Genomic DNA, 11,716 nt, shown 5'->3' with positions numbered 1-11,716 from the left:
GCGGGAACCCGGCCCCGGGGAAACACTGCACCTCCGCCCGGAGATCCGGGGCGGGGAAACGCTGCACCTCCGCCCGGAGCGGGGCGGGGGAACACGGCACCGCCGCCCCGGAAGTTCCCGCCCCCGCCCCGGAAAGTCCCCGCAGGAAACACGGCACCCCCGCCCGGAAGTCCGGACGGGGGTGCCGTGTCAGCGTGCCGCGTGCGAGCGGTGCGGGTTACAGGCCGAGCTCGACCTCGAACTCGCCCGCCTCCAGGATCGCCTTGACCGCGGTCAGGTAGCGGGCGGCGTCGGCGCCGTCCACCAGACGGTGGTCGTAGGAGAGCGTCAGGTAGGTCATGTCGCGGACACCGATGACGGTGCCCTCTTCCGTCTCGATGACGGCCGGACGCTTGACCGTGGCGCCGATGCCCAGGATCGCGACCTGGTTCGGCGGCACGATGATCGTGTCGAAGAGCGCGCCGCGCGAGCCGGTGTTGGAGATGGTGAAGGTCGCGCCGGACAGCTCGTCCGGGGTGATCTTGTTCGCGCGGACCTTGCCCGCCAGATCGGCGGTGGCCTTCGAGATGCCGGCGATGTTGAGGTCGCCCGCGCCCTTGATGACCGGGGTCATCAGGCCCTTCTCCGAGTCCACCGCGATACCGATGTTCTCGGCGTCGAAGTAGGTGATCGTGCCCTCGGCCTCGTTGATCCGGGCGTTGATGACCGGGTGGGCCTTCAGCGCCTGGGCCGCCGCCTTCACGAAGAACGGCATCGGGGAGAGCTTGACGCCCTCGCGGGCCGCGAAGGAGTCCTTCGCCTGCGCGCGGAGCCTCATCAGCTTGGTGATGTCGACCTCGACGACCGAGGACAGCTGCGCCTGCTCGTGCAGGGCCTTCACCATGTTGTCGCCGATGACCTTGCGGATGCGGGTCATCTTGACGGTCTGGCCGCGCAGCGGGGAGACCTCCAGGACCGGGGCCTTCTTGGCGGCGGCTGCCGGGGCGGCGGCCGGAGCCTGGGCCTTGGCGGCGGCCTTCGCGGCCTCGGCGGCGGCGACGACGTCCTGCTTGCGGATACGGCCGCCGACGCCGGTGCCCTTGACGGCGGCCAGGTCGACGCCGTTCTCGGCGGCGAGCTTGCGCACCAGCGGGGTCACGTACGCGCCGTCGTCACCGGTGGTCGCGGCGGGCGCCGGAGCAGGGGTGACGGGGGCGGGAGCGGCCACCGGCGCGGGGGCCGGGGCAGGGGCGGCGGGCGCGGCCGGAGCGGCCGGCTGGACCGGAGCCGGGGCGGCGGCGGCCGGGGCGGCCGGAGCAGCCGGGGCCGGAGCCGGGGCGGCCGGGGCCGGAGCGACGGGGGCGGCCGGAGCAGCGGCGGGGGCAGCGGGGGCGGCCGGCGCGGCAGCGGCCGGAGCCGCGCCCGGAGCGCCGATGACGGCCAGCTTCGCGCCGACCTCCGCGGTCTCGTCCTCGCCGACGACGATCTCCAGCAGCACGCCGGCGACCGGCGCGGGGATCTCGGTGTCGACCTTGTCCGTGGAGACCTCGAGCAGGGGCTCGTCCTCCGCGACCTCCTCGCCGACCTGCTTCAGCCAGCGGGTGACGGTGCCCTCGGTGACCGACTCGCCCAGCGCGGGCAGCACGACGTCGGTACCGGAGGCGCCACCGGCCGGAGCGGCGGGAGCGGCGGCGGGAGCGGCCGGGGCCGGGGCCGCGGGGGCCTCGGCGACCGGGGCGGGGGCGGCCGGGGCCGGGGCCGGAGCCTCGGCGGCGGCGGGAGCAGGGGCGGCGGCGGGCGCGCCCGTGCCGTCGTCGATGACGGCCAGCTCGGCGCCGACCTCGACGGTCTCGTCCTCGGCGACCTTGATGGACGCCAGGATGCCGGCGGCGGGGGAGGGGATCTCGGTGTCGACCTTGTCCGTCGACACCTCCAGCAGCGGCTCGTCGGCCTCGACGCGCTCGCCCTCGGCCTTCAGCCAGCGGGTGACAGTGCCCTCGGTGACGCTCTCACCGAGTGCCGGAAGGGTTACGGAAACCGGCATGGTTTCTGTTGCTCCTTATTGGGGTCTCCCCTGCCCGACCGGGATCGAGAGCTCGGGGAAGTGCGGAAGTCTGTGGTCGTCGTCGAGCCCTGCTCGACGCGGTGACTGGGAACGGCCGGTGGCCGGGGAGTCCCCCCGGCCGGGCCGATCAGTCGTGCGCGTGCAGCGGCTTGCCCGCGAGCGCGAGGTGGGCCTCGCCGAGCGCCTCGTTCTGCGTCGGGTGGGCGTGGATGAGCTGGGCGACCTCGGCGGGCAGCGCTTCCCAGTTGTAGATCAGCTGGGCCTCGCCGACCTGCTCGCCCATGCGGTCGCCGACCATGTGGACGCCGACCACGGCACCGTCCTTCACCTGGACGAGCTTGATCTCGCCCGAGGTGTTGAGGATCTTGCTCTTGCCGTTGCCCGCGAGGCTGTACTTCAGGGCGACGACCTTGTCCGCGCCGTAGATCTCCTTGGCCTTGGCCTCGGTGATGCCGACGGAGGCGACCTCGGGGTGGCAGTACGTCACGCGCGGCACGCCGTCGTAGTCGATCGGGACGGTCTTCAGACCGGCCAGCCGCTCCGCGACCAGCATGCCCTCGGCGAAGCCGACGTGGGCGAGCTGGAGCGTCGGGACGAGGTCGCCCACGGCGGAGACGGTCGGCACGTTCGTGCGCATGTACTCGTCGACCAGGACGTAGCCGCGGTCCATCGCGACGCCCTGCTCCTCGTAGCCGAGACCGGCCGAGACCGGGCCGCGGCCGACGGCGACGAGCAGCAGCTCGGCCTCGAACTCCTTGCCGTCGGCAAGGGTGACCTTGACGCCGTTCTGGGTGTACTCGGCCTTCGAGAAGAAGGTGCCCAGGTTGAACTTGATGCCGCGCTTGCGGAACGCGCGCTCAAGAAGCTTGGAGGAGTTCTCGTCCTCGAGGGGCGCAAGGTGCTTGAGACCCTCGATGATCGTCACGTCGGCGCCGAAGGACTTCCACGCGGAGGCGAACTCCACGCCGATGACACCGCCGCCCAGGATGATCGCGGACTGCGGCACGCGGTCCAGGACGAGCGCGTGGTCCGAGGAGATGATGCGGTTGCCGTCGATCTCCAGGCCCGGCAGCGACTTCGGCACGGAACCGGTCGCGAGGAGCACGTGGCGGCCCTGGACGCGCTGCCCGTTCACGTCGACGGAGGTCGGGGAGGACAGACGGCCCTCACCCTCGATGTACGTCACCTTGCGGGACGCGATGAGACCCTGCAGACCCTTGTACAGGCCGGAGACGACACCGTCCTTGTACTTGTGGACGGCGGGTACGTCGATGCCCTCGAAGGTGGCCTTGACGCCGAACTGCGAGCTCTCGCGGGCCTGGTCGGCGATCTCGCCCGCGTGCAGCAGGGCCTTCGTGGGGATGCACCCACGGTGCAGGCAGGTACCGCCGACCTTGTCCTTCTCGATCAGGGCGACGTCCAGGCCCAACTGCGCTCCGCGCAGCGCCGCGGCGTAACCGCCGCTACCGCCGCCGAGGATCACTAGGTCGAAAACGGTGCTGGCGTCGTTCGCCACGTCACGTCCTCCATGCATGTGCGCCGTTACGCCGGGCACCTTTGTCCCTTACGGGCGGTTGACCGGTCGGTCGGCTGGTGTCCGGCCGCTCTTTCTACGGCCCTGTGGTGGGGGCCCTGTCCTGCCGAGAACCCATCTTCGCACTTGTCGAGGGCGAGCGAGACGCCGGGCCGGTGTGTGGGACGTCTGATCCATCACGTCGACGGGGTGCGGAGCCGGGTGAACCTGCGGATTTCGTCGAGGGCGAAACCTCCGTTCGGCCATACGAGCGGCCCCGGGCGCGCGGACGCCCGGGGCCGTATGCCTTTTCGTACGAGGGCTCAGCCCAGATCGCCGGCCGCGGTCAGCTCGGCGAGACGGACCAGGGTGCGGACCGCGGATCCGGTGCCGCCCTTGGGGGTGTAGCCGAACGGGCCGGCCTCGTTGAACGCGGGGCCCGCGATGTCCAGGTGCGCCCAGGTGATGCCCTCGCCGACGAACTCCTGCAGGAACAGGCCGGCGACGAGGCCGCCGCCCATGCGCTCGCCCATGTTGGCGATGTCGGCGGTGGGGGAGTCCATGCCCTTGCGCAGGTGCTCGGGCAGCGGCATCGGCCAGGACTCCTCGCCGACCTCGTCGGCGGCCTCGACGATCGCGGCACGGAACGCGTCGTCGTTGGCCATCACGCCGAAGGTGCGGTTGCCGAGCGCCAGCACCATCGCGCCGGTCAGCGTCGCCACGTCGACGATCGCGTCCGGCTTCTCCTCGGACGCCTTCCACAGCGCGTCCGCCAGGACCAGCCGGCCCTCGGCGTCGGTGTTCAGGACCTCGACGGTCTTGCCGCTGTACATGCGCAGCACGTCACCCGGACGGGTGGCGGAGCCGGACGGCATGTTCTCGGCGAGCGCGAGCCAGCCGGTGACGTTGACCTCCAGGCCCAGGCGCGCGGCGGTGACCACGGCGGCGAAGACCGCGGCGGCGCCGGCCATGTCGCACTTCATCGTCTCGTTGTGCCCGGCGGGCTTGAGCGAGATGCCGCCCGAGTCGTAGGTGATGCCCTTGCCGACGAAGGCGAGGTGCTTCCTGGCCTTCGAGGAGGTGTACGACAGCTTCACCAGGCGGGGGCCGGCGACCGCTCCGGCGCCGACGCCGAGGATGCCGCCGAAGCCGCCCTTGGCCAGGGCCTTCTCGTCGAGCACCTGCACCTTGATGCCGTGCTCCTTGCCGGCCGCGGTGGCGACGGCGGCGAAGGACTCCGGGTTGAGGTCGTTCGGCGGGGTGTTGACGAGGTCGCGGGCGCGGTTGAGCTCCTCGGTCACGGCGGTGGCGCGCGTGAGGGCGGCCTTGAACGCGGCGTCGCGGGGCTTGCCGCCGAGGACGGTCGCCTCGCCGAGCGGACCCTTGCGGCCCTTGGCGGCCTCGTTGCGGCCCGTCTCCTTGTAGGCGTCGAAGCCGTACGCGCCCAGGCGGGCGCCCTCGGCGACGGCGCCGGCGTCGGCGGCGTCCGAGACCGGCAGCGCGAACACGGCCTTCTTGGCGCCGGCGAGCGCGCGGGCGGCGACCCCGGCCGCGCGGCGCAGCGCCTCGGCGTCGTAGCCGGCCTCGTCCTCGGGGACGGCTCCCAGGCCGACGGCCACCACGACGGGGGCCTTGAAACCGGACGGCGCGGGCAGCTTGGTCACCTCGCCCTCGGATCCCGAGGCCCCGAGGGTCTCGAGGATCCCGGCGAGCCCGCCGTCGTAGGCGTTGTCCACGGACTCGGCGCCCGGTGCGACGACCGGGCCCTTGGGGCCCTTCGCGACACCGACGACGATCGCGTCGGCCCGCAGACCGGACGCTGCGGCGGTGCTGAGAGTGAGAGCAGTCACGGTGGTGAGATCTCCGCTTCCGTTGAAAGGTTCGTGTGTGGCCGAGAAGGGGTGGGTCGACCGGGCCCGACGGCTGACCCTAGATCCGTCCTCGGGGGCGGTCCTTGCCGGGGCCCCTGGCAGGGCGGGCGAGTACCCGGGACGAGCCTACGCTCGGGGTCGGGTTTCGCTCATTCCTGCGGACGTTCACCCACAGGTGGCGCTTGTCGGATTTTCGCCCCTCACTCCCGGTGACCTGAGACACACTCATCGTGTTCAGTGGGCACATCGCCCACTGCTTTGCACGATTTCCACAGATTCCCCATGGTTTCCACCCGTGGGGGATGCTCGAGGGGGAGAAAGCTACATATGGCACAGAGTCTGCAACGGTGGAGAGGGACGGCTGCCGTCCTGGGGGCCGCCGGACTCCTTGCGCTGGGCATGGGGGCGCCCGGCGCGTCCGCGGCGGTCACGCCGCGGATCGACCTCAAGGTCCTGGTCGTGGACAACGGCGCGGGCCAGGTCGGAGCCATCACCGCGGAGCTCAGGAACTCCGGTGTCCCGTACACCACGGTCAACCTGGGCGACACGAACCGCCCGACCGTCAACGCGACGTTCCTGAGCGACACCGTGAACGGCGTCCCGCGCGCCAAGTACCAGGGCGTCGTCCTGCCGAACGAGGCTCCGTTCGGCGCGGGTTCGGCCGAGCAGACCGCGCTGGAGTCGTACGAGAAGACGTTCGGCATCCCGCAGGTCGACGCCTACACCTGGGCCCACCCCGAGGTCGGTCTCGACTACACCGACCAGAACGGCGGCTGGTCCGGTGTGCTGGACGGCCAGACCACCCAGATCACCGCGGCGGGCACGACCGGCCCGTTCCGCTACCTCGACGGACCGCTGACCTTCGAGGACAACGACCCGGCCGTGCAGGAGACCTACGGCTACGCGGCCCACCCGAGGGAGGGGTTCACCAGCTACCTGAACGCGCCCAGCGGCGGTTCGATGCTCGGGCAGTACGAGCACGACGGGCGCCGCGAGCTCGTGGTCACCTTCGCGTACAACCAGTACCAGAAGCAGTTCAAGGTCCTGGCGCGCGGAATCGTCGAATGGCTCACCCAGGGAGTGCACCTCGGACAGGCCAGGAACTACTTCGCCGTCCACGTCGACGACGTCTTCGCGCCGGACGCCCGCTGGGACTCCCAGCGCAACTGCACCCCGGGCGACATCGACTGCGCGGGCGGCAACGGCGAGGACACCACCACGCCGATCCGGATGACCGCGGCCGACGCCGCCTACGCCGCCCAGTGGGAGGCCGACCACGGGTTCACGCTCGACATGGTCTTCAACGCGGGCGCGGGCGAGGAGTGGAAGGCCGAGAACGGCGGCACCGACGCCCTCACCACCCGACTGCTCGCCGACAAGGCCAAGTTCCGCTGGATGAACCACACCTACACGCACCCGTTCCTCGGCTGCGTCCAGGACACCACGACCGTGCCCTGGACCTGCTCGAAGAACGCCGACGGCTCGACGAAGTACATGAGCCGGGCCGACATCTCCGCGCAGATCTCGCAGAACAACAACTGGGCGTCCTCCCACGGCCTGTCCACCGACCGCACCGAGCTGGTGACCGGTGAGCACTCGGGCCTCAAGACGCTGCCCCAGCAGCCCGTCGACAACCCGAACCTCGCGCGCGCCATGTCCGACAACGGCGTCAAGTGGACCGGGTCCGACAACTCCCGTGAGCCCGAGCAGCGTTCGGTCGGCAACGGCGTGATGACCGTCCCCCGCTACCCGATGAACGTGTACTACAACACCGGCACGCCCGAGGAGATGGCCGACGAGTACAACTACATCTACACCTCGAAGGCCGCCGGCGGCAGCGGCCTGTGCGAGAACAACGCGACGTCCACCTGCCTGCCGGCCCCGCTGAACACGGCCACCGGCTACGCCGACTACATCGTCCCGGCCGAGGCGCGCACCGCGCTCGGGCACGCCATCGGCAACGACCCGCGTCCGCACTACGTCCACCAGTCCAACCTGGCCGAGGGGCGCATCCTCTACCCGGTCCTGGACAAGGTGCTCGCCGACTACAAGGCGATCTACGCCGACAACACCCCGCTGCAGAACCCCCGTCAGAGCGCCATCGGCACCGAACTGCAGCGCCGTACCGACTGGCAGACCGCCCTGGCGAGCGGCAGGGTCACGGCCTACCGCATCGGCAACCAGGTCACCGTCACCGCCCCGTCCGGGACGCAGATCCCGGTGACCGTGCCCGAGGGGACCACCAAGCAACTCCTGCTCGGTACCACCCCGTTCGGGACGGCGTACGCGGGAGCGCGCAACGACTGGACCAAGCCGGAGCTCCTTCAGTCCGCGGTCAAGCTGAACCTGCCCGCGTAAGCACGGCGATACCGCGGCTCACGACGCGCACCCCGGCCCCGACCCGGCCGGGGTGCGCTCGTGAGCCGTGCGACGGGGAGCCGGGGGGGCTCTCCGAAGAAACAGTCCCAGGGGGGAACCACACATGATGCGCACAGGCCGTCATGTCACCATGCTCACCGAAGGCACCTACCCACATGTCCACGGCGGGGTCAGCACCTGGTGCGACCAGCTGATCAAGGGCATGCCGGAGGTCGACTTCCACATCGTCTCGCTCACCGGCAGCGGCCGCGAACCCGTGACCTGGGAACTGCCGCCCAACGTCTACCGGCACACCCGCGTACCGACCTGGGGACCGCGCCCCGGCCGCGCCCGCCCGCCACTGGGCCGCGCCCAGCGCCGCTTCGCCGAGATCTACGAACGCTTCCTGCTCTCCTTCCTCGACCCCGACTCGCCCGAGGACTTCGGCGACGCCCTGTACGAACTGGCCGCGCTCGCCCGCGACGGACGCCTCTCGGCCGCCCTGCGCGGCGAACCGGCGCTGCGCTCGCTGATGTGGATCTGGACCATGCCGCACCTGCCGACGGCGGCGGCCCGGCCCACCGTGCACGACGCGCTCACGGCGACGGACCTGCTGGAACACGCGCTGCGCCCGCTCGGCGTCCGGATCCCGGAGGACTCCGTCGCCCACGCGGTCAGCAGCGGCCTCGCCACGCTGCCCGCCCTCGTCGCGCACCACCTGGACGGGGTCCCGTTCCTGCTCACCGAGCACGGCATCTATCTGCGCGAGCGCTACCTCGGCTACCGCGGCGCCGGACAGCGCTGGCCCGTCAAGGCGTTCATGCTCGGCTTCTACCGGGAGCTGAACTCCCTCGGCTACCGCGCCGCCGACCTCATCACCCCCTGCAACCAGTACAACCGCCGCTGGGAGGAGCGCGGCGGCGCCGACGGGGACCGGATCCGCACGGTCTACAACGGCGTCGACCCGCACGCCTTCCCGCACGCGGGACCCGAGCCCGCCGTGCCCACCCTCACCTGGTGCGGCCGGGTCGACCCCATCAAGGACCTGGAGACCCTCCTTCGCGCGTACGCCATGGTGCGCGCCGAACTGCCCGAGACCCGGCTGCGGCTCTTCGGTCCCGTGCCGCCCGGCGGGGAGGCGTACCGCACCCGCCTGGAGAAGCTCGCCGCCGAACTGGGCGTCACCGACGGGCTGACCTTCGAGGGGCGCATCACCGAGGTGTGGCGCGCCTACGCGGCCGGCCACGTCGTCATGCTGTCCTCCATCTCGGAGGGCTTCCCGTTCTCGATCATCGAAGCCATGTCCTGCGGCCGTACGACGGTCTCCACGGACGTGGGCGGGGTGCGGGAGGCGGTCGGCGACACCGGGATCGTCGTCCCGCCCCGCGAACCGGAGAAGATGGCCGCCGCCGCCCTCACCCTGCTGCGGGACGAGGAACGGCGCCTGGACCTCGGCGAGTTGTCCCGCCAGCGCGTCATCGACCGGTTCACGCTGCGCCGTTCCGTCGACGCGTTCAGGACGGTCTACCAGGAACTGGCGGGCCGGCCCGCGGTGTACGAGCCCGCCGTGGAGACCGTCGACGACTGGACCCTCGAACTGCGCGACCCCTGGTACCAGGCCGTCGCCACGGACGGGACCGGCTGGTGAGCGGCTCCCTGCGCACCCAGCCCGGGGCGCCCGAGGCCACCCGTCCCCTGGTGCCGGGCCAGCGCCGCCCGGCGAGCTGGGGACGGCCCGACCCGATCGGCGAACTCGCCGCGGACCTCGCGGAGTTCGTGACCGCCGCCGTCCATCCCGACGAGGTGGCCGCGCTCCTCGAATCCGACGGCCTCTCGGACGACCAGATCCGCGAACGGTACGGCGTCACCAACTCCTTCGCCCTCGCCGAGGAGTTGTTCGAACGGGTCGAGCGCGGTTATCCCGAGCCCGGGGAGCCGGCCCCCGACCCCTGGCGGACCGGTTTGATCGGCTGCCTCCTGCGCGGCATCGTCTTCGCCCTCCCCGGCCTCGGCTACGTCCTCGCCGGACCCCTCCTCGCGGGACCGAAGGGCGCCTTCGGACTCCCGGCCGGCACCGTTCCGATGCTCGCCGGGGCGCTGTGCGGCTGGACCTGGAACCAGGGGCTCGCCCACCGCGCGTACACCTGGATGGGGCTCGGCGACCGCTCGGCCGCCCGCCGCGCGCTGCTCGTCGGCACCCCGGCCGGTGTCCTGCTCGGCTCCCTGGTGGCCTTCGCGGCGGCGGGATCGGCCGGAGGGGGCGCCGTCGCCTTCGCCGCCGGGCAGTCCGGCTATCTGGGCGCGGCCACCGTTCTGCTGGTCATGGGCAGGGAACGCACGCTGCTCGCCGCCCTGGCCCCCATGACGGCGGGCGCCGCCGTCACCGTGTTCCACCCGGTCCCCGACCTGGCGCGCATGGCCCTGCTGCTGGGCTCCCTGGCGGCGGTCGCCCTGCTCGGACTCCTCGAAGTGGCCCCTGCGGTACGCGAGCTGGGCGAGGGGAGCTGGGGCGCGGGACTGGTCGCGCTGCTGCCGTACGGCCTTCTGCGGGGCGGCGCCGAGCCGTCCGGGCGGGCCGGTGAGCCGCGCGCGGCCTCTGCGGGCCGGCCGGCCGCGGGGAAGCCGGGAACCGCTCCGGGCCGCCTCGGCACCCTCGCCGCGCGGCTGCGTGCCCGCCGGTCCGCCGCGCGCCGGAACGCCGGAACCCTCGCGTACGCCCTCTTCGGGCTCGGCAGCGGTGTCCTCGTGCTGTACGCGGCGCTCGGAGACGTCCTGACGGGAGCCCGTACGGCGGTCGCCGCACCGGCCGCGGTCGCGCTGACCCTCAGCATGGGCCCCGCCGAGTGGCTGCTGTTCCGGTTCCGCAGCGGGAGCCTCGCCGGACTGCGCTCCAGCACCTCGGCGAGGAGCTTCCGGCGGGCCTCCGCCGGCACGCTCCTGAGATGCCTGACCGGCTACCTCGCCTCCCTGCTCGTGCTCGGCCTCGGCGTCTCCGCGCTGTGGCCGCACGCGCCCGCGGCCGCGGACGGGGTCAGGCTCGGCGGACTGCTCCTGCTGGGGGTGGTCATGTGGACCGGGCTGCTGCTCCAGTCCTTCGGCGCCGTCACCGGCACCGCCGCCGTCGTCTGCGCCGCCGCGCTCGCCCAGACCGCGGCACTGGTCACGCGCACGGGCGACGCGCACTGGGTCGGCCTGATCGTGTACGGCTCGGCGGCGGGCGCCCAGACCCTGCTCGTCTGCGCCCGGCTGGGAAAGGTGACGGCCCACCGGTGAAGTCCCTCCTCGTCCCGTACTACGAGCACCCCGCCGTCCGCCCGGCCGAGTGGGACGCGCTCGTCGCCGCCGCGCCCCGGCTGTACGGCGTGGTGCTCAACCCCGCCAGCGGCCCCGGCGACCGTCCGGACCCGGAGTTCGCGGCGGTCGCCGGACGGCTGCGGGCCGCGGACGTCCGGGTCCTCGGGTACGTCGACACGGCGTACGGGCGCAGGCCGCCCGGGGACGTCCGGCGCGAACTGGCCCGGCACCGCGACTGGTTCGGCACCGACGGTGTGTTCCTGGACCAGGTGGCCGCCACGGAGGCCGGGTTCGGCTACTACCGGCGGCTGGCGACGGCGGTGCGGGCATCGGGCGGCGGCACCCTCGTCCTCAACCACGGCACGGCACCGCACCCCTCGTACGCCCGTATCGCCGACGTCCTCGTCACCTTCGAGGGGACCTGGGCCACCTACCGCAGGAAGCCCCCGCCGCCGTGGACGGGCACCGGCGTGCGCCTGTGCCATCTCGTCCACGGAGCGCCGGCCGACGCCGACACGGCGGCGCGGGCCGGGGAACGGGGGGCCGGACTGTACTGCGCGGTCCCCGGCACGGGAGACCATCCCTGGGGCACCCTGCCCCACGGCCTGGCCCCCGCCCCGTGACCGCCGGCCCCCG

The 11,716-nt window shown here is 72.6% G+C and carries 7 protein-coding genes; 4 read left to right on the top strand and 3 right to left on the bottom strand.

The features are described 5' to 3' along the window. Positions 1-217 precede the first annotated feature (217 nt). The 3 genes from sucB to OG485_RS14120 all read right to left on the bottom strand — a co-directional run bounded on the left by sucB (position 218) and on the right by OG485_RS14120 (position 5,407). Positions 218-2,023 carry a 2-oxoglutarate dehydrogenase, E2 component, dihydrolipoamide succinyltransferase gene (sucB, locus tag OG485_RS14130; RefSeq protein WP_328668672.1) on the bottom strand — a complete coding sequence of 602 codons (1,806 nt, stop codon included), beginning with the start codon at positions 2,021-2,023 and terminating at the stop codon, positions 218-220. Between the two features lie 148 nt (positions 2,024-2,171). Next, on the bottom strand, positions 2,172-3,560 hold the full coding sequence (gene lpdA, locus OG485_RS14125; protein WP_328668671.1) for a dihydrolipoyl dehydrogenase: 1,389 nt from the start codon (positions 3,558-3,560) through the stop codon (positions 2,172-2,174). Positions 3,561-3,880: 320 nt separating this feature from the next. Further along, a complete protein-coding gene (locus tag OG485_RS14120) occupies positions 3,881-5,407 on the bottom strand; it encodes a leucyl aminopeptidase (protein ID WP_328668670.1) in 1,527 nt (508 codons plus the stop codon). Positions 5,408-5,755: 348 nt separating this feature from the next. Between OG485_RS14120 and OG485_RS14115 the strand changes: the two genes are divergently transcribed. From OG485_RS14115 to OG485_RS14100, 4 genes are all read left to right on the top strand, one after another. Beyond that, the gene (locus tag OG485_RS14115) at positions 5,756-7,786 is read left to right on the top strand and encodes a hypothetical protein (RefSeq protein ID WP_328668669.1); all 2,031 of its coding nucleotides are present in this window, start codon (positions 5,756-5,758) and stop codon (positions 7,784-7,786) included. A 124-nt stretch (positions 7,787-7,910) separates the two neighbouring features. After that, positions 7,911-9,434, top strand: a complete 1,524-nt coding sequence (gene pelF, locus OG485_RS14110) for a GT4 family glycosyltransferase PelF (protein ID WP_328668668.1) — start codon at positions 7,911-7,913, stop codon at positions 9,432-9,434. Continuing rightward, positions 9,431-11,059, top strand: coding sequence for a hypothetical protein (locus tag OG485_RS14105; protein WP_328668667.1), 1,629 nt, complete (start codon positions 9,431-9,433; stop codon positions 11,057-11,059). Before pelF ends, OG485_RS14105 begins: the two co-directional genes overlap by 4 nt. Further along, positions 11,056-11,703, top strand: coding sequence for a spherulation-specific family 4 protein (locus tag OG485_RS14100; protein ID WP_328453268.1), 648 nt, complete (start codon positions 11,056-11,058; stop codon positions 11,701-11,703). Before OG485_RS14105 ends, OG485_RS14100 begins: the two co-directional genes overlap by 4 nt. Positions 11,704-11,716 lie beyond the last annotated feature (13 nt).

The organism is Streptomyces sp. NBC_00328, assembly GCF_036139655.1.
Taxonomy (GTDB): domain Bacteria; phylum Actinomycetota; class Actinomycetes; order Streptomycetales; family Streptomycetaceae; genus Streptomyces.
Note: the sequence above shows the minus strand (reverse complement) of the source record. Positions and strands in the feature narration are given on the sequence as shown.

Excerpts from the sequence above, each read along its gene's own strand:
- pelF (WP_328668668.1), top strand. The coding sequence starts at position 7,911 with ATGATGCGCACAGGCCGTCATGTCACCATGCTCACCGAAGGCACCTAC.
- OG485_RS14115 (WP_328668669.1), top strand. The coding sequence starts at position 5,756 with ATGGCACAGAGTCTGCAACGGTGGAGAGGGACGGCTGCCGTCCTGGGG.
- sucB (WP_328668672.1), bottom strand. The coding sequence starts at position 2,023 with ATGCCGGTTTCCGTAACCCTTCCGGCACTCGGTGAGAGCGTCACCGAG.